The organism is Acidobacteriota bacterium (assembly GCA_038040445.1).
GTDB lineage: Bacteria > Acidobacteriota > Blastocatellia > UBA7656 > UBA7656 > Onstottus_A > Onstottus_A frigus.
Genome location: JBBPIG010000016.1, coordinates 39,403 through 60,283, shown reverse-complemented (window position 1 = coordinate 60,283; position 20,881 = coordinate 39,403). Strand labels below are relative to the sequence as shown.

The 20,881-nt window shown below is 56.4% G+C and carries 19 protein-coding genes; 5 read left to right on the top strand and 14 right to left on the bottom strand.

Going from position 1 to position 20,881, the window contains the following annotated elements:
- Positions 1 to 41: 41 nt before the first annotated feature.
- The 3 genes from AABO57_17440 (at position 42) to AABO57_17430 (ending at position 3,043) form a co-directional block, all read left to right on the top strand.
- Positions 42 to 572, top strand: a complete 531-nt coding sequence (locus tag AABO57_17440; GenBank protein ID MEK6287530.1) for a DUF6438 domain-containing protein — start codon at positions 42 to 44, stop codon at positions 570 to 572.
- Between the two features lie 117 nt (positions 573 to 689).
- Complete coding sequence (locus AABO57_17435) at positions 690 to 1,790, top strand: heavy metal-binding domain-containing protein (protein ID MEK6287529.1); 1,101 nt, start codon at positions 690 to 692, stop codon at positions 1,788 to 1,790.
- 68 nt (positions 1,791 to 1,858) lie between these two features.
- Positions 1,859 to 3,043, top strand: coding sequence for a hypothetical protein (locus tag AABO57_17430; GenBank protein MEK6287528.1), 1,185 nt, complete (start codon positions 1,859 to 1,861; stop codon positions 3,041 to 3,043).
- Here AABO57_17430 and AABO57_17425 read toward each other — a convergent pair.
- The 4 genes from AABO57_17425 to AABO57_17410 form a co-directional block, all read right to left on the bottom strand.
- Entirely contained in the window at positions 3,016 to 3,258 is a 243-nt protein-coding gene (locus AABO57_17425) for a hypothetical protein (GenBank protein ID MEK6287527.1), read from the bottom strand. The genes AABO57_17430 and AABO57_17425 overlap by 28 nt on opposite strands.
- 67 nt (positions 3,259 to 3,325) lie before the next feature.
- A complete protein-coding gene (locus AABO57_17420) occupies positions 3,326 to 3,736 on the bottom strand; it encodes a CoA-binding protein (GenBank protein ID MEK6287526.1) in 411 nt (136 codons plus the stop codon).
- A gap of 35 nt (positions 3,737 to 3,771) precedes the next feature.
- Positions 3,772 to 4,629, bottom strand: coding sequence for an aminotransferase class IV (locus AABO57_17415; protein ID MEK6287525.1), 858 nt, complete (start codon positions 4,627 to 4,629; stop codon positions 3,772 to 3,774).
- A 147-nt stretch (positions 4,630 to 4,776) separates the two neighbouring features.
- The gene (locus tag AABO57_17410) at positions 4,777 to 5,208 is read right to left on the bottom strand and encodes a thioesterase family protein (GenBank protein ID MEK6287524.1); all 432 of its coding nucleotides are present in this window, start codon (positions 5,206 to 5,208) and stop codon (positions 4,777 to 4,779) included.
- Positions 5,209 to 5,519: 311 nt separating this feature from the next.
- On the opposite strand from AABO57_17410, the gene fusA reads away from it, so the two are divergent.
- Positions 5,520 to 7,625, top strand: coding sequence for an elongation factor G (gene fusA, locus AABO57_17405; GenBank protein MEK6287523.1), 2,106 nt, complete (start codon positions 5,520 to 5,522; stop codon positions 7,623 to 7,625).
- 240 nt (positions 7,626 to 7,865) lie between these two features.
- Here fusA and AABO57_17400 read toward each other — a convergent pair whose 3' ends face one another.
- The 3 genes from AABO57_17400 to AABO57_17390 form a co-directional block, all read right to left on the bottom strand.
- Positions 7,866 to 8,852 (bottom strand): YncE family protein, encoded by a 987-nt coding sequence (locus tag AABO57_17400; protein ID MEK6287522.1) that lies wholly within the window; start codon positions 8,850 to 8,852, stop codon positions 7,866 to 7,868.
- Between the two features lie 46 nt (positions 8,853 to 8,898).
- Positions 8,899 to 9,492, bottom strand: a complete 594-nt coding sequence (locus AABO57_17395; protein ID MEK6287521.1) for an SCO family protein — start codon at positions 9,490 to 9,492, stop codon at positions 8,899 to 8,901.
- 83 nt (positions 9,493 to 9,575) lie between these two features.
- The gene (locus tag AABO57_17390) at positions 9,576 to 11,417 is read right to left on the bottom strand and encodes a multicopper oxidase domain-containing protein (GenBank protein ID MEK6287520.1); all 1,842 of its coding nucleotides are present in this window, start codon (positions 11,415 to 11,417) and stop codon (positions 9,576 to 9,578) included.
- A gap of 826 nt (positions 11,418 to 12,243) precedes the next feature.
- Here AABO57_17390 and AABO57_17385 point away from each other — a divergent pair.
- Positions 12,244 to 12,795 (top strand): hypothetical protein, encoded by a 552-nt coding sequence (locus AABO57_17385; GenBank protein MEK6287519.1) that lies wholly within the window; start codon positions 12,244 to 12,246, stop codon positions 12,793 to 12,795.
- Between the two features lie 424 nt (positions 12,796 to 13,219).
- Here AABO57_17385 and AABO57_17380 read toward each other — a convergent pair whose 3' ends face one another.
- From AABO57_17380 to AABO57_17350, 7 genes are all read right to left on the bottom strand, one after another.
- Positions 13,220 to 13,717 carry a CopD family protein gene (locus tag AABO57_17380; protein ID MEK6287518.1) on the bottom strand — a complete coding sequence of 166 codons (498 nt, stop codon included), beginning with the start codon at positions 13,715 to 13,717 and terminating at the stop codon, positions 13,220 to 13,222.
- A gap of 134 nt (positions 13,718 to 13,851) precedes the next feature.
- A complete protein-coding gene (locus AABO57_17375) occupies positions 13,852 to 15,123 on the bottom strand; it encodes an MFS transporter (GenBank protein ID MEK6287517.1) in 1,272 nt (423 codons plus the stop codon).
- Between the two features lie 225 nt (positions 15,124 to 15,348).
- The gene (locus AABO57_17370) at positions 15,349 to 16,617 is read right to left on the bottom strand and encodes an FAD-dependent monooxygenase (protein MEK6287516.1); all 1,269 of its coding nucleotides are present in this window, start codon (positions 16,615 to 16,617) and stop codon (positions 15,349 to 15,351) included.
- Positions 16,618 to 16,875: 258 nt separating this feature from the next.
- A complete protein-coding gene (locus tag AABO57_17365; protein MEK6287515.1) occupies positions 16,876 to 17,478 on the bottom strand; it encodes a hypothetical protein in 603 nt (200 codons plus the stop codon).
- Positions 17,471 to 18,775 carry a lanthionine synthetase LanC family protein gene (locus AABO57_17360; protein MEK6287514.1) on the bottom strand — a complete coding sequence of 435 codons (1,305 nt, stop codon included), beginning with the start codon at positions 18,773 to 18,775 and terminating at the stop codon, positions 17,471 to 17,473. The genes AABO57_17365 and AABO57_17360 overlap by 8 nt, the downstream gene beginning before the upstream one ends.
- 58 nt (positions 18,776 to 18,833) lie before the next feature.
- The gene (locus tag AABO57_17355) at positions 18,834 to 19,526 is read right to left on the bottom strand and encodes a hypothetical protein (protein MEK6287513.1); all 693 of its coding nucleotides are present in this window, start codon (positions 19,524 to 19,526) and stop codon (positions 18,834 to 18,836) included.
- A gap of 404 nt (positions 19,527 to 19,930) precedes the next feature.
- The gene (locus tag AABO57_17350; GenBank protein MEK6287512.1) at positions 19,931 to 20,833 is read right to left on the bottom strand and encodes a hypothetical protein; all 903 of its coding nucleotides are present in this window, start codon (positions 20,831 to 20,833) and stop codon (positions 19,931 to 19,933) included.
- Between the last annotated feature and the right edge of the window lie 48 nt (positions 20,834 to 20,881).

Below are 20,881 nucleotides of genomic sequence, written 5' to 3'. Positions count from 1 at the left end.
TCGTCCCGCCATCCTATAATGAAACTTCGAGCTTCAAGGCTATGTGGACAATCTCTCGGATCAACCTGCTTCTCATTTTGTCGGCACTGGCTGCGCCCTCGGCCTTCGCCCACGAGCGGCAAGGCAATCGAATCCAGAAGCGCGCGTCGAGCGAGCAAGGCGTTCCGCGAGACACTTTGATTACGCTCGAGAGGACCGGGTGCTACGGGATGTGCCCGATTTACAAGCTAACGATATCGGCCGACGGTAGCGTGTTATTTGAGGGGAACCGGTTCGTTAAGAAAGTCGGCACAGCGAAATCCGCCATCTCGCAAGAACAGATTCGAGAGCTTATCGTTGCGTTCGAGAAGATCAATTATTTCGATCTGAAGGACCGGTATGAGAGACCCGAAGATGATTGTAAGCAGTGGGTGACCGATCACCCCTCGGCCCTCACCTCGATCACCCTTAACGGGACGTCAAAGTCCGTAATACACTACTACGGATGCCGAGGCGTTGAGGTGCTCGCGAAGCTCGAGAAGCTGGAGCAGGCCATAGACGACGCAGTCAACAGCGCGCAGTGGATACGCTGAGGAAACGTTCGTAGTACCGCCTTTAGGCGGAAGTTTGTAACACCATGACGGGACAGTGACCAAGTACAAGCTTCGGCCTAAAGGCCGTACTACGAACCCTTTTGTAGGAGTTCAACTTTGCGCATTTTGGCAATTCTGATCAGTTCGTTTCTCGTTACTCCGTTTCTGATTCAGCGGACCTCATCCGCATTTCAGGAGAGCACCGTCTATTCGTGCACGATGCATCCGGAGGTTCAGTCGTCGAAGCCGGGCAAGTGCCCAAAGTGCGGAATGAAGCTTGTAGCCCAAAAGCCTTCCAAGGACAAAACAAGTAACGCCAATGAACCGCCCGCGTCGGGCTCGCGCACTCGTGAAGTCGTCCAGCAAACCGGCGAGTACACCTGCAGCATGCACCCCGATATTCGAACAACTGCCCCGGGAAAATGTCCCAAGTGCTCGATGATTCTCGTGCCGGTGACGCCCGGCATAACCGACGACTTCAATCTAAAGGTTGAGTGCTCCCCCAAGACGCCAAAGCCTAACGAAAAGATCCGCCTGCGCTTTGCGATTTTCAATCCCAGGACCGGAGAGCAGGTGAGAGAGTTTAATATCCTGCACGAGAAGCTTTTTCATTTGTTCATCGTCAGCCAGGATATGTCCGAGTTCCAACACATTCATCCGACGCTCGAGCCGGATGGACGCTTCACCATCGAGACGGTGCTCCCGCAAGCTGGGAGCTACAAGATCTATTCCGATCTCTATCCCAGAGAAGGCGCCCCTCAGGTGCTGCAACAAAACATCACAACCGCCGGCTACACAGGCGACCTGCTCGGCGCGCGTGCGCGGCTCACGCCTGATGCGTCACTCACCAGGATAGCCGACGGTATGAAGATCGAATTGAAGCTTGAGCCCTCCAAGATCATTGCCGGTCAGCCCGTCACGCTCAAGTATCATCTGACTGATTCCAGGACGTCCGAGCCGGTCCGCGATCTTATTCCTTACCTCGGAGCCTGGGGCCACACGCTGATTCTCAGCGAAGACCAGTCCGACTATGTTCACTCGCATCCAGAAGAGGTTGTTCCTGACTCGGCTGAGCAGACGAAGCTGCGCGGCGGGCCCGACGCGACTTTTATCGCGTTCCTGCCTCGGCCCGGCAACTATCGCATATGGTCTCAGTTTCAGAGAGGCGATACGTTGACGACGGTTTCATTCACGGTGCGTGCGGAAAGGCTGCGTTAGGTGCTGCGGCTGTGAAGTCAATCATATGCTCCCGCAACTAAATTCATCGGTTGAGTAGGACTCGCACTATGCAGAACACCCGATTTCCAACGCGATGGACGGGCGCGACCCTTCTGCTGGCGCTCGCATGGGCTCTGCCCCTTCAGCCTGTAAGCGCGCGCTACGCGGGTCCGGACTTGGTCAAAGTCCCGGTCGCGCGGCTGATCAAGAACCTTGACGCACTAGCGAAGAACGACCCGAAGAACGCGGAGGTCCGGTTCAACCTTGCCCGAGCCCATGCCATGGCCTACGCCCTGAGAACCGAGTCCGCCCAGGTATGGAAGGGCAGAGAGAGCGAGGGCGTTTGGTTCAGTTACGAGCCGCAACACGTGCCGTTCACGGTCAAGCCGACCGATGACAGCACCAAGCTCAAGGCAGCCAAGGAGCACCTGGCCAAAGCTCTCGATCGATACGCGGAGGTGCTCGAACTGGCCCCAGACAACCTGTCAGCGGCGCTTGGTTACGCGTGGTGCATTGAGCAATCGGGCCAGAAGCGGAAGGCAGTCAGGAAATACCGCAAGGTCATCAAGGCTGCGTGGGAAAAGGAGAAGGACTTGAAGGAGGCAGGCCTCGGCTGGCACTCGATGACTGCAGAGGCGGCCGGTTATATGATCCCATTGCTCGACAAGGATGAGGACAAGAGAGAAATCGATACGCTCCAAGAACGCATCAAGCTGATGGGTACGGTCTCGAGGCCAGTCACGCCGATCGTGATCCCCTTGCGAAACAGCCTGGCCGCGCGCGATCTAGAGGACCACTCGGCCAATGTGTCCTTCGACGCAGACGGCACGGGACAGCAGAAGCGCTGGACCTGGATTACCCGAGACGCCGGCTGGCTGGTCAACGATCCACACCACACGGGCAAGGTCACCTCGGCGCTGCAGCTCTTCGGCAACGTGACGTTCTGGATGTTCTGGGAGAACGGCTACCAAGCGTTGGCCGCGCTGGACGACGACCGCGATGGAATGTTGGCGGGCAAAGAATTGGAGGGCCTGGCGATCTGGCAGCACCTCAATGGCAACGCACTTAGCGAGCGCGGCGAAGTAAAGCCGCTGGCGGAATGGGGAATCGTTGCGGTCTCCTGTGGATACGTGACGGATATGAAGCGCCCAGACCGGATCGCCTACTCGCCACGGGGAGTCTTCTTTTGCGACGGCTCGAATCGCCCGACGTATGACATCATTCTTCACCCGGCGACAGCGACGGTTGATTGAACCACCGTATTGCAGATGCCTAACTTCAAAGCATAGTGTTGATCCGCCGAACGGACGCGCATCAAGAGCACTTCAGAATAGCCATTTCTTTGCGCGTCTTGCTGTGCCTCATAGGCGTCCGCCCCTGTTCCGACAATCCTCTCTTCGGGCTCCAGTATGGCCACCCACTGATTTTCATACTTCATTAACTCGTAAGACAGGTCTTGATTCTCCATCGTGGTACACCTCCATCGTCGTACATATCCCACTGCCGCAGGCGGAGACCTTGAACAAGAAGGAATCTCACCGCGTTCGCTTGAGATGTTCTTTCAGAATGCAGCGGTCCATCACGACGGCGAGTCCCGCATCGAGCGCACGCCGAGCCGCTTCTTCATCAATCACTCCTTCTTGAAGCCACACACCTCGAGCGCCCAGTCGAATTGCTTCATCGACGTGGTGACCCGCTTCTTCGCTCCGCCGAAATATGTTCACAAGATCAATCTTGTCGGGCACGTCTTCAAGCTGTGCGTAAGCCTCTTCTCCCAGAACGCTGGTCTCGTTCGGGTTCACCGGGATGATTCGATAGCCGTGCGATTGCATGTAGCGCGACACGCTGTTGCTCGGGCGCGTCGCGTCGGACGACAGACCGACGACCGCGATTGTTTTCATTTCGTCTAGAATTGTGTCTATTGCTTCCGGATCATTGATCTCCAAAATTAGCTTCCCCCTTGTTAGACCGGTCTGCTCGCTCAAGAACCGATCGTAGCATCACGCACCAGCTTTTGGAATTCTCGGCCGATGAGCTTCGCAATGCGAGCCTGCTTGTTGCTGTACTCCTTGGAGTCGAAGCTCGAAACCAGGGTCACCTCTCGCGCGGTTGAAGTGAGAAACACTTCTCTCGCATCGAGCAATCTCTGGACTGGAAAACTTCCTTCCACAAGGTGAAGTTTCCATTGCGTCGTTATTTCGCGAATAAACCGGCGGGTGATGCCCGCCACGCAACCGGTCCCGAGCGATGGCGTGAAAACTTCGTCGCCTTGCACCCAGAAAATGTTTGCGGCCGCCGCCGACACGATCTCTCCACGCTCGTTCAACAGCACTGTCTCATTGAAGCCCCGCGCTCGGGCCTCCTCGAGAGCAAACAGGTTTTCGAGCATCGCCGTCTGCTTGACCCCGGCGAGCAACGCGGTCGATAGCAGGCGATAAGGCGACAACGTCAGCGCTAAATCAGCGGCAGCGCGCGGGACTTCCGAAGAAGTGAAAATCAGAAACTCGGTTTCCGGACCGGGGTCGACACGCCACGCGCCTGCATCGCCTTTCAGCAAGGTCAGTCTTGCTCTTCCATGCTCTACCGAGTTTGCCGCGATCAGTTTGTGGATCGCGCGCCTGGCCTGTTTGAGATCGAGAGTCACCGGCAGGCGAATCCGTTCGGCATGAAGCATCAGCCGTTTCCAGTGGCGATCGAAGGCAAAGGCTTTGCCGTCGTAAATCCGCAAGGTTGTAAACACGCCCCAACCGTAAAGCAGCCCCGCCGTTGTCGGCGCGATCCTGACCTCGGCTGCATCGACGATTTGATCGTTGTGGTAGATCAGACGGTGCATACTCATGGGACGAAAGCATTGAAAATTGAAAAATGAAAAATGAAAATTGCAAATTGAAAACTGGCCCGCGTACTCGGTCCGCAAGTTCTCAATTTGCAATTGTCATTTTTCAATTCTCAATTTTCAATATTCTCAGGGTCGCGCCTATGCTAGTTACCCTCGCAACAGCGCCAGGTATTTCTCCGGGAAGCTCGAGGGCCGGCCCTCGGCGTTGATCAGCACGTGAAGAGTCTCGCCAACGGCAACCGCAGCCTGGTCTGTGCGTTCAATCTCATATTTGAACCTGAGAGTTCTTCGCGTGAGCTCGGTGATTCTGGTCCGAATGATCAACTCGTCTTCGTATCGGGCCGGGGTCTTGTAGCGGCAACTCGCCTCGGCGACGATCAGAAACAGACCGGTTTCTCGCTCCATGTCGCGGTACGAGAAGCCGCAGTCGTTGCAGTACTGGCTGCGGCCCACTTCGAACCAAATGAAGTAGTTCGCGTAATAGGCCACTTTCATCTGGTCGGTCTCGGCATAGCGCACCTTAACGCGAGACTCGGCAGTCTGATTGGAAAGTACGTCTTCGTGTTTGCTTCTCTTCATCTGAGGAAAGACGGTGCAGCAACCCTCTCGGACTGGCGATTGTAGCGGCCTTGATGATGAACACTCAAGGCGAGAAAAAGCGACACGCACCTCAAACGCCTCCTCGCTTGCGCATCCAGCTTGCTCGGTTATAAGCTCACTTGGGCGAGAGCTCGGACGGCACTCATCCTCAGCCAGCCATCATCTTTGGAAGCGATGAGAAAGTTTAACTCAGCGAGTATACGCAACGAGCAATCCGTGTCAGACGGAGACTCGTCCGCGCCACCGCAGGACCGGACAACCCCAGCATTCATCAAAAGGAGACCGATTCTATGAAGGTCTATGGCACGAAGGAGATCAGAAACGTTGGCATTGTAGGTCATGGCCACGCAGGCAAAACGTCGCTGGTTTCGGCGATGCTGTTTGACGCGGGGGCCACCAACCGATTAGGCCGTGTAGACGACGGAACCACCGTCACCGATTATGATGAAGACGAGGTTGCGCGGAAGCTGACTATCATAAGCTCGCTCGCTTACTGCGAGTGGAACGGAACAAAGATCAACATACTGGACACACCGGGATTCGCTGCATTCATACTCGACGCGAAGGCTGCGCTGCGCGCTTCCGACTCGGCGCTTGTGGTCGTCGACGCTGTGAGCGGCGTCGAAGTGCAAACTGAAAAAGCATGGAGCTATGCGGAAGAGTTCGGCATCCCGCGACTGATCGTCGTTTCAAAGATGGATCGTGAGCGGGCCGACTTCGCCCAGGCGGTTGCAGGCATCACCGAGGCATTCGGCCGTTCGGCAGTGCCGATTCAAATGCCCATCGGAAGCGAACATGGCTTCCGCGGGGTGATCGACCTCGTTCACCTGCGCGCTTACACCTACGAAGCAGACGGCACCGGGAAAGCCACCCAGGGCGAGATACCCGATGATCTCAAGGATGCGGCGCAGACCGCGCGTGAAAAAATAATAGACGTTGTCGCCGAGAGCTCCGAGGCGTTGATGGAGAAATATTTCGCCGACGGCACTCTCAGCGACGAAGAGTTGATTCCGGGTATAAAAGCCGCGATCACCGAGCGCAGGCTATTTCCGATCCTGGTCGCATCCGGCATTCCGAATATCGGCATCCAGCCGCTGCTGACTTCTCTGGTCGAACTGGCTCCAGCCCCTGATGAACTCGGGCCAGCGAAGGGCCATCCCAATACCGACAGCGATGAGTGGATCGAGCGAGAAGTGAAAGACATCGCTCCATTCTCGGCACTGGTATTCAAGACCGTTGCCGATCCGTTCGCCGGCCGCATCACTGTGTTCAAGATTTTTTCGGGGCACACCAAGTCCGATGCCAACGTGTACAACATAACCAAGAACACAAGCGAACGCCTCGGCCCGCTGCATGTGATCCAGGGCAAAGCGCTCGAGAAGGTCCCGGAAGCTCACGCAGGCGACATCATCGCGGTAACCAAGCTGAGAGAGACTCACACCGGCGATACGTTTTGCGATAAGGCTTCGCCGATCGTTTATGAGACCGTTCACTTTCCGAGGCCCGCCGTCGCTTTTGCCATCACGGCGAAAACGCGCAGCGACGAAGACAAACTCTCGCAGGCCCTTCACAAGATGCTCGAGGAGGATTTGGCGCTGAGATTTGATCGCGAACCTCAAACGAATGAGTTTTTGCTTTCCGGTTCGGGACAAACTCACGTCGAAGTCGCGGTGAATAAGTTGAAACGGCGCTACGGCGTTGAAGTCGAGCTTCATCCTCCCAAGGTGGCTTACCTCGAAACTTTCAGGGGCCGCGCCGAAATTGTCGGACGTCACAAGAAACAAACAGGGGGCCGCGGCCAGTTCGCCGAGGCGACTTGCATATTTGAAGGCGTGCCTCGCGGCGAAGGGTTCCAGTTCGTCGACAAGATCTTTGGGGGTTCAATACCGCAACAGTGGAGGCCGGCGGTAGAGAAGGGAATCAAGGACGCCGCGGCGCGCGGAGCGATTGCCGGTTATCCAATGATCGACTTCAAAGTCGAGCTGATCGACGGAAAGTTTCACGCGGTAGACTCTGACGATCATTCGTTTCAGATGGCGGGGCGCAAGGCGTTTCGTACTGCGATTGAGAGGGTGAAGGCTGTGTTGCTCGAGCCGGTGATGAACGTCGAGATAACTACACCGCAGGAACACTCAGGCGACATACTCGGCGACATCAACTCGCGCCGAGGCCGCGTCTCCGGTATGGATACTAAGGGGAACCAGGCAGTGGTCAAGGCCCAAGTGCCTTTGTCTGAGATGCTGTCCTATCAATCGACCCTCAACTCGATCACCGGCGCGCGCGGTTCGTACACGATGGAGCTTGACCACTACGATGAAGTGCCCGCGCTGATCGCGCAGAAGATCATCCACAAGGCGCAGGAAGAAGGAAGAATCAGACCGACGGAAGAAGAGTAATTGCGCGACGAGCAGAGATTCACTGCCCAAGTTCGTAGTCCCGCCTTCAGGCGGAAGCTTGTAGCGGAAGGTCGTCGTCAGGATACCAACTTCCGCCTGAAGGCGGGACTACGAACTTTGGCCTACGCGGCTCTATCGCCGGCTCTCCTTTCGTAGAAAGGGCGGCGTGGCAAGAACCAGCGCCGCCCGAAGTTGGTTGGCAAAGATTGTTGTGCTTCAGTGCCGGCGCAACCCTCGCCATCAGTTCATTGATTGAGAATCTTTCTGACGCATTTTTAGTACTGAATTGCTGCCGGAGCTTGCGATCCAGATGTTGCGTCCGTCGAACAGAACCGGCGATGGACCTTTGCCGACAACAAAGCTGCTGACCAGGGACCCATCGCGCGGCTCTATCTTGGAGACGGTGCTGGCTCCGTAGTTGGATACCCAGATGTATCCGCCGGCGAAAGTAACACCGGTCGGGCCGTCTTGCACTGGGTAGGTATCGAGGATGGCTCCATCACTGGCCTGTAGCTTCGTCAGGCTACTCCCATAGAAGTTAGCCACCCATATGTTGTCTCCATCGAACGCGATGCCGATGGGCCTGCTCCCTGCATTGAACGTGCCGAGCACTTCTCCGTCGCTCGCACGCAGCTTGGTCACGCTGCCTGCTCCATTATTGGTCACCCAGATGTTGGCTCCATCATAGGCTATCGCCATGGGGCTTGAGCCGACCTTAAAAGTGCCAAGGCTGCTGCCGTCGCTAGCGCGCAGCTTGGTCACAGTGCCGCTCTGCTTATTGACCACCCAGACGTTGGCTCCGTCAAAGAGCAACGCCGTGGGCTGCTTCCCGACTCGATACGTTCCCAGGACAACCCCATCCGACGCGCGCAGCTTCATCACCGTGTTCTCGAAAAGATTTGCCACCCAGATGTTGCTTCTATCGAAGGCAAGTGCAACCGGGCGCTGGCCCACATCAAACTTACCGAGCTCGACTCCATCTTTAGCTCTTAGCTTGGTCACGGTATTACTGATGTGGCTTGCTACCCAGATGCTCCGGCCATCAAATGCTATTGCGTCAGGGCCGCCAGGCACACGAAAGCTCTTCGATCGATTTGCTGCCTTCTGCACGCCGTCGCCGGGGGCCTGCTGCGCTCGCGAGATGGAGATGCCCGGCCCGACCATTGCAGCAACCACCAGAAGCAGAGCAATGACTGATCCTCTCCTCACATCAGGATTCTGTTTCATGTTCGTCCTCCTTTGCTTCAAAGCGAGTCTTACTCACTGCTGGTGGTTAGCCTGCGGGTGGCTTTACATTCGTCTCATCCATCCAGAGGATAGACTCGACGATCCATGTAGGCTTGGCCTTGCCGGGGACCATGCCCCACCACTCTCGGCGCTCGTTCCCGTATTTTACCATGCCGATGTGGTTCGTCTTGTCTTTGTCCAGCTTCTGGTTGCCAGTGGAGAATCCCAGACTCCGCCGCAGCATCTCTATGTCTTCGGGCTTGCCGGTGAGAAACTGCCAGCCCGGCTTCACCCCATGCATCTTCGCGTAATGATTGAGCGCCGCCGGCGTATCCTTCTCCGGGCTGAGCGTCAACGAGTACATGAATATGTCGCGCCCTATTCGCGCCCCGAGGAGTTTCTGGGCCTTCACCAGGTTGGCTGTGATTGTGGGGCAGATGCCCTCACAATCGGCGTACATCAAGTTGATGACCACGATCTTGTCTTTGATCAGGTCATCGTAGAACCGTACTTTCTTTCCTTCGTGCGTCGTCAGCTCGACGTTGGGGAAATAACGCGCCCTTGTCACTGCGCGCGATTGGTCATCGACTCTGGATGACCGCGTCACCGCCAACGCCGCAAGCAAACTTCTTCTATTCATACGTGCCATGATTATCTCCTTTCACGCATTTCACATTGCGGTCCATACACGACTCGTAAAGCCATGCCGAGGAAACGCGAAGCCTAGAAGCGGCGTCCGCAATCAGATTCGTTGGAGTTCCCTACATCATCGATATCGAACCTGAGCATCATCGCGTGGTCCTCGTGAATCGTGTTGTGGCAGTGCATCGGGTAGCGCCCGACAAAGTCTCGGAAGCGGAAGAAGAGCTCGACATCGTCGTTCTCACCGAGCCTCACGACGTCCTTGCGGCCCCTCTCGATCAACGTCGGCGTGTTCCCGTTCCGTTTGACGATTTGGTGCTCTTCGAAGTGGATGTGGATCGGGTGCTGCCAGTTGAAGCCGCCCTCGAGGTTCCAGATCTCAGCGTCGTTGCGCTTCACTTTGAAGCGAACATCGTCGCAGGCAAAGACTTCGTCGTTGATGACCCACTGGCCATTCTCCCTGTCGAATTTGAAGCACCGAGTCTCGTCTTCCGGCTCCCTCGCCGGAACAGCGTAGAAGCTAGGGTTAGTGGCGGGGTTTACGCTGCCATCGCTGACGGCGTCGGAAGTCACTCGGAACTCGAGCACCTTGTTCCCCTGGCTTGCGGAAACGATATTATCGGTCGGTCCAGCCCCGTCGCATTGCTCCAGACGGTTATTGATATACAACTTGGTCCCCGCGGCGAACGACGAGAAATCGACGATCACATCCATACGCTCGGCTACCGCTATGCGGACGCCGTTACTCGTCAGGACAGGGTTGGGCAACAGGTTGCCGTCATTGGCAATCACCCAGAAGTTGTGATTGGTGTTGTCTTGCTTAGTGATGTAGAACTGGTAGAAGCGTGACGGCCCGCCGTTGAGCCAGCGGAAACGATACCGGCGCCGTTTGACGTTGAAGAACGGCTGAATCTTCCCGTTGACAAGAAACTTGTCTCCCAGGATGCCGTCCCGGTTTGCCAGGTCGAAGACCAGCAAGCCGGTAGTAGGATCGAAAATCTTGTCATTGAACATCATCGGTATATCGAAGTCGGGGAAGGTGGGCAGACGAAAGCCAGTCGTCTCGTTGCCGGTGTCGAACTGGTTGAACAGCAGGTAGAAACCGGCCAGTCCCTTGTAGACGTTCTGGGCTGTGAAATCGACGCGGTGGTCGTGATACCACAGGGTGCTCATCGACTCGTTTATGTCGCCGGTGGGCGGGTGCGTCGAGGCGAAACCGGCCAGCACATTCGGATAGTGCTGGTCATACCACTTCGTTACTCCAAAAAAGTCGCAGGGGAAGCCATCGCTTTCCGACGGGGTATGGCCGTTGTGAAGGTGAGTCGAGACGGACTGTATTCCGAAGCCGCCATTGTTGGCCGGCAAATCGTTGAAGTTGCGAACGAGATTCGGCTGCCCATACTGGGAAACATAAGTCTGACCCGGCACAGTGCCGTTGAACGTCCACAGTTTTTGCACCGGAAGCTGCGGGTGCATAGAGATGTTGGCTTCTATTTGGTGGACTTCATAGTACTTTTGCGGCGGAAGTGTGGTGAAAGCCTGATGTGTGCGAGTCCGACCCTCACCGGCAGCAGTGTTTGGTGCCGCCTGGGGCAAGGGCCCGGTCAAGGCATCTGCATTTAGAACAGGCTGCGCGATAGGCGGGATGGGCATCGCTTCGAGGTAGGGCGTGGTCGGCGGGCTTACGGGCGTGCCTCCCTGACCGTAGAAACCGAAGCAGTTACCGCCGAACCCGCCACCGCCGAATTGGGGGGCGCGAGCGCTCAACCCGTTCTTAGGGATTAGAAAGCCGGCGGTAGTCAACAGCCCCATTTTCATCAGGTCGCGCCTGCTGAACTGTGCTGCTATTATCTCGCGCCTGTTCTTAGACGCGTCCATTATCTCTTTCTCTCTCCTTCTATTTCTCTTAGAGATGTTCGCCATCTGAGATCCTCCTTTGTTGGCAAAAGACAGTGTCCCTTCCAGGGGAACTGCCGGGGTAAACGCTGAGATTGTTCTTGTTGCCCGATCTGTAACCGAGCCTGGTCGATGCCGCGCCCGCGTTGTGCGCGGCCTAATGAAGCCGACCCCGAGTACACCTTGTAAGATCGACTTGTTGCCTGAATAGGGCCTCGTCAACCAAATGTGAGGATAGGTTGACAGACAGATATTGTCAGCCTGTGAAGCAGGCCATAACGGATTATTCCCACTGAAAAATTGAGTCCGGAGAGAAATGCGCTGTGTATATAACCCTACTGCCCAGTCAATGTCAAGAAAATTCGTATTATTGCTTCCCAAGAGTCGGGCCGCAGGCGCCTTCACGAAGAAACGTATCCACCAGAAAGGAGTTATTCCAAGGAGGTCGCGGCTGGCGCTGCGACGGCCCGCGAACAAAAGGCCACACCTTCAAAGACCGCAGAGACAGCCGATGGAATTCGAGTTCGCCTATCCTTGGATGCTGATCTGTGTCGAATACTCCAAATCAGCTTGCTCGCGTCCGCACTTCCTCGTAATATGCATCGTGCAGCCTTCTTGTTCGACTGCGCTCCTCCTGCGACAACGGCACCTCAGAGAAGGCAGTTGAGCGAGGAAAGCGGGCAGATGTCTATGTACTGGTGGTCATCGAGAAAAGCATGTTCGTGTAAATGCCAGCCATTGTCGGCTTCTACGGCTAGATGCAAGCACCTAGAAACTGATCTGATCTAAACCACATCAGGGGCAGTGAGTCGGATGGATGGCGTGACATACCGCGAGAAGAAAGGAGGAAAACATGAATAAGCGTGCTATGGCTTTCTTCATGCTTGTGTTTGTGACGCTTTCGGCAAACTCACAAGCACTAAGCCAATCCAAGTGCAGTCTGACGAAGGACAATTCCCCAAGCGTTCGTGGTCTTCGGCTGGGCATGAGCACTGAACAGTTACTAGCCTTGTTTCCAGGCAGTGCTAAAAGGTGGGCGAACGAGCCGAAAACGATGAGGGACGCTCGCGAGCGAGCAATGGCGGCTACCAGCAATGAGACTGCGTATCTATCGTTCGACCCGGCCACTGACGCCGCGAAGGAGCAGTTCACCGATGTTCTTTCAGTCTCAGTCGGTCTACACAAGGGCCGAGTAGTGGATTTCAGTGTCACGTATGCCGACGCGACCATGAGCACGATTGATGAATGGGTCGCAAAGGTTGCGGAGATGTTCAAGCTACCAGGCACGCAAGCCTGGATGGTTGGACCAAGCGAGAATCCCAACAAAGTTCTGAAGTGCGACGGACTCGAGATTGAAGCTGCCTTGCAAGGCGGCAGCGCCTCAATCAGGATACGAAATGAGTAGTATCTAAAGGGTATCCAGGAGCGCACAACCGCAGGGGAAGAGAAGAAGCGGCGGGAGACCAAGCGTAGCTAGCATCGGCCCTGACAGCGAATCTCGCCGCTCAACTCGATAAACAAAAACCTTGAAGACCAGCGGGTGTGGCAGGTCTGTTCGTTGTAGCTGCGCAGCCGCCTCCGCTGGAGCCGCCAAGCAAGCGGCTCGCCTTCCGGCCTCGCCCTTTGCCCGGGCGCGTGTGGCCAACCTCGTTCAGACTTCAGACAGCCTTAATCGCGGGCTGAGCGGTTCGGAAGGTTCCACCGGACTGAAATCGGAGCCTGTGACGCTTCGACTGAAACTCGATTAAGCCGTCGAGCCAACTCGGCGGCTTTTCGCGCTATGGTGCCGCCCGTTTGCTATTACAAGTTTCACGCAAGCGTTCTCTGTGTCAGCCGCGCACCAGGCGCACCGATACGTACAATACGAGTATCGCCACGAGAGTTGCGAGCGCAGCAGCACGCGACCCCGCGCGACTGCCGGGCGCGCTCTCGGGCGTGCCTTCATGTCGTCTTGCGGCTCGAATGCTGGTGATGTCGTGAAATGCCATCAGCCCGATCGTGACGACTACAAGCATTAGCTTCCACGGAAGCCAAATCGCTATCAGCCGCTCTACCTTGTCGGGGTTGAACACGTCGCCGTTGAGGATTTGCGAAAACTTGATTGGGGTCAGACGCAGCACAAGGTTCCCGATGCCGGTCAGAATCAAAACAACGATCGAGCCCCACGCTATGCGCCGAAATCTGCGTCCGAGGCTGCGGAGGATTCGCTGGCGCTCCTCGACCGGATGCGAAAGCGCGAAGGGAACGACTACCGCCGCGGTGTAGATCAGGCCGCCTGTCCACACAGCCGCCGCCAGAATGTGAATCCAAACGCTCAAGAAATACATAGGATGTTTCACCTCCGAAGCTGATGAGACAAAGTGCAGGTTCAGCCTAAAGGGCGAACCATTAAAGCCCAACTCGAATCCCGAAGAGATGGCGACTATGCCATTAGTCCCAAGAGAACAAAGATACTACTCGATCACGCCTCTTCCGGACCTTCGGGTTCGATTCGCGGCCCTGCACGCTCCGCACTCTCCCCGCTTGCGCGAACGGTCATTGCCAGCCCGAGCGCGATCAGCATGATGGCAGCGCTTGTCCAATAAGGCGTTCGCCCGTAATGCGAACTGAAGTCCGGGTCACGGCTCAGCAGTGTGCCGCCAAGCACTGGACCGATGATTCGGGCGAGGCTAGCCACAGAAGCCATCAAGCCAAGCACACGACCTTGCCGGGATGCCTTCACGCTTTTGGACGCCAGACCGTTCAGCGTCGGCGTCATCAGGCTGTTGCCGATCGCGACTCCGGTGCTTGCGATGATCAGGGCGGTCACCGTCTGGCTCAGCGGAAAAAAGAACACGCTCGCGGCAAAGATCGCGGTGCCGGTCACGGCCAGGGACTTATCGCCAAACTTTTTTACGAGTCGCCCCAGCAGACCGCCCTGTATCACTGCGCCTATCACTCCGACATACCCGAACAGGAAGCCCGTATGCCACGCATCGAACTTGAATCTATGCGCCGCAAATAGAGCGAAAGTCGCGGTCATCATCGCAAAGGAAACCGTCGCAAAGAAGTATGTGGCCACCACTGCGCCGAGCTGCCAGCTCCCGGACTGCTCCATTATCTGCAAGAAGCCTCCTCGGCGAGCCTCGCTTCGATGCTCGTGCGAGAGGCTTTCCGGCAGAAGGAAGTAAAGAGCAGTCGCATTCGCAGCCGCCATCGCCGCCGCAAGGAAGAATGGAGCTTCCGGCGAGATGCGGCTAAGCACTCCGCCGATTAACGGTCCGAAAACAAAGCCCAGACCGAACGCTGCGCCGATCAGCCCCATCCCCTTGGATCGCTCCTCGGGCGGGGTGACGTCGGCGATGTAGGCTTGCGCGGTCGAGATGTTGCCGCCGCTTATTCCGTCGATGATTCGAGCTGCGAAGAGCCATACGAGCGTCGGAGCCAATCCAAATAGCACGAAGCCTGCCGGCATTCGAGGCGCGAGGCCCATGATGAGGAATCCGATCGAGGTCCCGATCAGGCTGACGAGCAGGACCGGTCTCCGACCTACTCGATCGGATAGCTTCCCGAGAATCGGCGCGAAGACAAACTGCATCGCCGAGTAGCTTGCGAGCAGTATTCCGACCGTCGCTTCGGATGCGCCGTAGCGTTCGGCATACAGCGGTAGCACGGGGATGACAATCCCGAACCCAACTAGATCGATGAAGATGGTAATGAAGATGATGACGAGAGGTGATCGACCTTTTGCCATTGAACGGGACAAGTTCCTTTCGCATTTCCATCCCACGAAGGGATGAACATCGAGATGGACATCGAGTGTAGCAGTCAGGTCCGTTGTTGAGAAGTTGTTAGTTGATAAGTCCCAAATGTACCGTAGACTGTCCAGTCTGCGGATGCAGCCACGCAGACTGGACAGTCTACGGTACATTTGGTTCGAAGGGCGCGGAGTAAGCAGTGTTGCTGCGAGATCGGTCTATCAGAACACCTGCCACGCGCGGCGGAGCAAATCCCGTTTTAAAGTTACATAGCTCTGGTCGCCCGTAAGTGCGCGCACAAGAATTGTTCGCACGCCGCGATGATGCCGGGCCAATCTGATCGTCGCGTCAGTGAAGATTCGCCCAAGGAACCGGCCGTGGTAAAAGTGTGGAAGCCGGAAGGAGGCGTGTTCGAGGTCGCGCCCAAAAGCATGACGCCACATTGTCTCGTAAGAATCGGCTGCCCGCTGGTAAGTGCTTGATGATCCATTTTGCGATTCGCCGGTGTCATGCCGATCGGGGGTTCGGTGTGCGTGGCGCACTGCATCAGCCAAGAGGTCCGCCGACTTGAACGCGTAGTAGATCCCTTCACCAGTTATCGGGTCCGCAAACCCGGCCGCGTCGCCAATCAACGCCCATCCGTCTCCGCTGGCTCGCAGGTCTTTCCAGCTCGCAAGGTCGAGCGTGGGAATCTTCGCGCCAAAGAAGCTGACACGAGCGGCTTCGGGCATGCTTCCGCCATAGTAGCCGCGAACGAAATCGATCAGCAGCGTTCGCAGCTCGCCGGAGGTGCGCTCGCCGAGCTTCGATGCGACGCCAAAGTTCATCACGCCCGGCCGAGGGAAAGCCCATAAGTAGCCTGTGAAGTCTCTCGGAAAGCGTACGACCACTTCGTCCATTGACGGTCCGCGCTGTTGTGCTTCGCTTCCGTTTGAATGTGGATTCTCGTCCGCATCGGCGCACGCGATGTTGTATCCAAAAGCCAACGCGAGGTCTTTCTTTGGAAATATACCGATGAGGCGGCGACGCGTGAAACTTGCCGCGCCGTCGGCCCCGACTAAGAATCTGGAGCGCCACTGATTTCCGGCGTGGGTGGAGAGAGTCCAGCCATCAGGCTCGCGAGAGAAGTCCGACACGCCTTCGCGCACGAACTCGGCGCCCGCCTCGATCGCTCGATCGAGAACCAAACCGTTCAGGACTTGTCGCGAGTAAACGGCGAAAGGTTCGTCGAGCTTTAACGTAACGCGCCGCTCCAAAGGCGAGATCATCGTTATTTGACGCACGAGCTTTCGTGGGTAGCTCGAGCTCTCCAGGATAAATGCGAATTCGCGAATGGCACGGGTTGGGACGCCGCCGCCACAAGGTTTTTCCCACGCGCCTTTTGGATCAAACAGGACTACGTCGCGGCCCTCAGCGGCGAGGCGCGATGCGAGATGAGCGCCTGCCGGTCCTGCCCCGATGATAGCGAATTCGGCTGAACGAGTTTGCATAGAGGGGAAAGTCTAACGGGGCGTTGTGAGGCTATCAAGCAGGTTCAGAGTTCCGGGTTCAGAGTTCAGAGTTCCGGGTTCAGAGTTCTGGGTTCAGGGTTCAGGGTTCAGAGCTCAAGTTGTAGCTTGCGGAACCTGACAAAGATAGGCTAAAGGCTGAAACCCTGAACACTGAACCGGCAAGCTAAAGCTTGAACTCTGAACCCTGAACTCTGAACCCTGAACCCCTGAACCCTGAACCCCTGAACCCACGGCAAGCTAAAGCTTGAACTCTGAACTCTCCGCGGTCTTCCGAATCGCGCGCAACACCTCCCGGCGGATCAGCCCGCTGAAAGGAGCTATCAGAGCCCAATACACGCGGAAGCGTCGGCTGCTTGCGTCATCCTGGCATCGTACTCTCGTCTCGGTCGCCAGCCTCGTGACTTCCGGGCCTTCTTCAACAAGAGAAAAGTTCCAAACGGCCTTGGCGTATCCAGGCAGATCGAAAGCTCGGAACTCATCGCGGTCCAATCGACACCTGCTTCCAGACAATGTCCAGAAGCGGCCAGCCAACCCAAGCGCAATTTCGTTCGGCGCGTTCTCGCCCAACAGGACAAATCCACCTCTTATGATCGCATCGAGGTTGAGCTGCAGATTTCGCTTAGGCCCGCCGATTGTGAACACCGCGGGCAACTCGCGCAATCGTAGCAGCAAGCGAACTATCGGGGAGCTGCCGAGGTCGGCAGTCCGAAGCGCGTCATAGACTCTTTGAACAGGCGCGCGAACGGTTGTCTCGTGGTACTCGCTCACATCGTAGGCCGGCATGAATTCATCAATCAGCCTGCGAGCGGACGGCGGAAGAGGGATTCGATGTTTAATCAAAGGGTGAGTCTGGGAACCTGGTCGACGTTTTCTTGCCTCGGTGAAAGCCGTCGAGGTGAAGAAGTAACATCCCAATACCGGCCGCGCCCTGCATATAACCGGTCTGCGCGACAAGGAGATCCGGCTTGACTCGATGCTCTGCTTGAATCCATCTCATGCCTTCGCGATCACGCGTTGCCTTTGCAAGCAACTGCCCGGTGACTCTCTTTGAGAAATCCAGATAAGCCGGATCGCGGGTAATCCGATGCAAGCTTAGGAAGAATTCCGCCACACCCGCCGAGCCGCAACATTGGCTGACGTTGTTCCAGAAACCAGGCGTTTGCTTCTCAGGAATCCCGCTGCGCAGTATGCCGCGCGCCGCCTTGTTTACCCAGTCCATCCAGACGCGATCACCAGTGACCAGGTAGAGCCGATAAAACAGCCGGGCCGTGCCGACCGGGCCATGACACCAGCCGAGGTAGAAGCGGTCCCTGCCTTCTGGTTCGTTGTGGAAAACCAGGCAGGCATCATCGTCAGTCTTGGCGACAGCTTGAAGATACTTCGCTCCGGCAAGCGCGGCATCGAGGAACTCGCTCTTCTTAGTCTCTTGATAAACTGTGGCAAGAAAGTATGCGATGCCTGCAGTGCCGTGCGAGAAGTTGGGCATGAGACGCGCAAAGCTTGGAGTCATCTTCCACTTCATTCCGTTCTTCTCCGGCTGTCCCAATTCGATCAGCCTCCGGGCGTCCTCGATGGCGAGATCGCGAAATGACGGCTCGTTCAGCTCTCGCGCTGCATACAACAAGAATAGGCCGATGCCGGCACCGCCGGCGACAATGTCGGTTGTATCATTCCACTCAATCCCTTTGCCGATTCTCGTAGCTCGCTCGCCCAGCAACCGCGCGCATTGCAGCGCGCCCTGGCGGTACTTGGCGTCTCCTGTGGCGGTGAACGTTTCAGTCAGAGCGAAGCCGATTCCCGCGATGCCAACGTACAGGCCGCACTCCTTTTCGCCGGCAAATGTAGCTAGCAGATGATCGGCGCCGGCGCGCGCGTCTTTCAAAAAAGCTTGATCGCCGGTGGACCTGTAGGTTTCGATAAAGAACAGGATCACTCCTGGGGTCCCGGCATACAGCGTTGCGTTGACGGACCCAGCGTCGCGAGGGTCCGAAGGCCAGACAGTGCCTCGCTCTGTTTGAATGGCGGAGGACCCTATCCAACGCGCGGCTTCAAGAGCAGCTTGATGGTACGGCCGATCGACTGCGCCGGTCGATGAAACCAGAATCGCCGTTACCGACAGCAAGGCAAGGATTTTCATCGCTGCCCTAACCGATAGGATCTCTCGGATGAAAGTCACAAAAAGGCTTGGCCTTGTTTTAGACTGCTTTGATTCCACTGCCAACTCCTCCGTTTGGCTTCTGTCCGGGCGCAGCTTCGCTGGCCGATTGCCTCTGCCATAGGAATTCAGTGAAGGCGATAAGGAGGCACGTTGTCCCGATAATCTCGCAGCTCTCCTCTATAAACCCTTCGGTTACCCGAGACATACTGAGACGCCACAAGCCTGCCTCGATCGATTCGGCGAAGATCGCACCGATCCAGCATAAGAGCCCACCAAAGGCCAGCAACAGAATCTTCCTGTAGCTTCGAAAAAGGTACGAGAACAAGACGGCCATACCGGCGGCGACAACGATGACCAGCGGCAGCAGTATTGGTATCCAATCGCCAGCTCCAACTTTGTACGACGTGCGGCCGCTGCCCTCATTCATCGCGTTGAACAGAGGGGCCAGCATCTCGTGTATCGTCGCCGTCTCGTCCATTGAAAGCGCGATCAGAACGAAAGCCATCAACAACCATCCCACGCGGTGTACCCGTTTGAACTTCGACGACACTGGAGCGAACCAGCAGTTGAGCAAAGCCACCGTGCCTGCGCACAAGAGAAGCACGCTTGAATACCAGGTCGCTACGTTTTGCTCGTACTTGAGATCAAATTGGTGTTTCAGGAAGTCAATCGAAGTGAGCCGCATCGGCTGACCCTCGACTACCGGAAGACTCATGAATGGTGTGTTCATGAACAGAAAAAGCAAGTCCAAAACAATAACCACAGTATAGAGAGTTCTGATCTGCTTCCTCCCTAACTGAATCCTAATCAATGTGCTCCGCCTCCTCGATTGCCCTGAGCCGGCAACACCGATTCTAAGCCACGCAGCATCGAGGATAAAACCTCAAGTCGATGTCGGACCATAGTTCTCCAGCGTGTTCGCCAACCAAACCGACTCGATAGATGGAATGCAAATTGTATCGCCGCTCGGGGACAACTCTGAAGCGACTCGAATGCTTTTGATAAAGTGTAAACGGCGGAGGCTACCCAAGATTTCAAATCGCTAACGTTTCCAGCCCGTGCTCTGGCTTGAGCGCCTCCGCCATTGATTGAACGACCCAGCCCTGCAGCTTTGCCAACTTTTTTTGGAAGAAACTACCGGCTGTCGGGCTTGTTGCTGGCGGAACCGAGGTACGCCGAGTACCAGAGGTTCGCAAGCATCTGCGAGCCGGCCGCCAGCCGCTCCGCGACAAATTTCTTTGAGTCGGCGCTTCGATTATTCGCGTCCCAGCGGACCGTCTTGTCCATTCGATAGAGGTCCGGCACGTGATTGTAAGAATCGATCAAGTATTTCACGATGTCCGCGAACGGGTCGGCCAGCTTCGTTGCCGTTTTCACCAACCCGCTGAAGTCTTCAGGCTTTATTTGCGCCTTTACGTACTCTCCTTCGAAGCGCCAGTGGAGCGGCTCGCGGGTGAAGAGCTGAGGATTCGAGCTTGTGCTCCAGCCGTTGAAGTGGATCGTCGCGTGAAGTGGCTGCGACCCATCCGCCACATAGTGCCCGAGCACACCGGCATAGTAGATAATGTTCTGCTCGATCTGATCGCGCTCCGAAGCGTGCTGGGGTTCGCGCCACATGCGAAACAATACTTGAACCTTCTGATAGCCTTCGAGGATCGAATAAGGCAAATAGCCTATATCCTTCGGATCTTTTCCATTCGCTCGCAGCCAGTCGGCATATAGATAGCGGTCGTTGGGGATCCCTTCGAAGTTCTCAGGTTTATCTATGTCGATGAAGTGGTCAGGACCGTTGACCTCAGTCAGCGCCTTGTAGAGCTCCTTGTTGTCGCGCCAGCGGTCTGGCTCCGGGCCGAGAAACGAAAGGCGCGCCGCGGCCCTGCGAAAGAAGGCCGGCATGTCCTCGGGCATATGCTCGGCCGCTGCGCGGTTGATGTAGCGGTGACCCTCTTCGCCCCACGCGTTTGCTGGAGGCACGTTGGTAAGAGTCAGGCTTACAGCGAAAACAGAAATGAGTCCGACGAGCTTTACACGATGCATTGGGTCCCTCATAGATTTCTTTTAGTCGAAGGCAGGATCAACAATACG

Coding starts and splice junctions, on each gene's coding strand:
- fusA (MEK6287523.1), top strand. CDS start 5,520: ATGAAGGTCTATGGCACGAAGGAGATCAGAAACGTTGGCATTGTAGGT.
- AABO57_17360 (MEK6287514.1), bottom strand. CDS start 18,775: ATGAAAATCCTTGCCTTGCTGTCGGTAACGGCGATTCTGGTTTCATCG.
- AABO57_17425 (MEK6287527.1), bottom strand. CDS start 3,258: ATGGAGAATCAAGACCTGTCTTACGAGTTAATGAAGTATGAAAATCAG.
- AABO57_17385 (MEK6287519.1), top strand. CDS start 12,244: ATGAATAAGCGTGCTATGGCTTTCTTCATGCTTGTGTTTGTGACGCTT.
- AABO57_17440 (MEK6287530.1), top strand. CDS start 42: ATGTGGACAATCTCTCGGATCAACCTGCTTCTCATTTTGTCGGCACTG.
- AABO57_17375 (MEK6287517.1), bottom strand. CDS start 15,123: ATGGCAAAAGGTCGATCACCTCTCGTCATCATCTTCATTACCATCTTC.
- AABO57_17410 (MEK6287524.1), bottom strand. CDS start 5,208: ATGAAGAGAAGCAAACACGAAGACGTACTTTCCAATCAGACTGCCGAG.
- AABO57_17370 (MEK6287516.1), bottom strand. CDS start 16,617: ATGCAAACTCGTTCAGCCGAATTCGCTATCATCGGGGCAGGACCGGCA.
- AABO57_17400 (MEK6287522.1), bottom strand. CDS start 8,852: ATGAAACAGAATCCTGATGTGAGGAGAGGATCAGTCATTGCTCTGCTT.
- AABO57_17415 (MEK6287525.1), bottom strand. CDS start 4,629: ATGAGTATGCACCGTCTGATCTACCACAACGATCAAATCGTCGATGCA.
- AABO57_17430 (MEK6287528.1), top strand. CDS start 1,859: ATGCAGAACACCCGATTTCCAACGCGATGGACGGGCGCGACCCTTCTG.
- AABO57_17355 (MEK6287513.1), bottom strand. CDS start 19,526: ATGAACACACCATTCATGAGTCTTCCGGTAGTCGAGGGTCAGCCGATG.
- AABO57_17390 (MEK6287520.1), bottom strand. CDS start 11,417: ATGGCGAACATCTCTAAGAGAAATAGAAGGAGAGAGAAAGAGATAATG.
- AABO57_17350 (MEK6287512.1), bottom strand. CDS start 20,833: ATGCATCGTGTAAAGCTCGTCGGACTCATTTCTGTTTTCGCTGTAAGC.
- AABO57_17380 (MEK6287518.1), bottom strand. CDS start 13,717: ATGTATTTCTTGAGCGTTTGGATTCACATTCTGGCGGCGGCTGTGTGG.
- AABO57_17395 (MEK6287521.1), bottom strand. CDS start 9,492: ATGAATAGAAGAAGTTTGCTTGCGGCGTTGGCGGTGACGCGGTCATCC.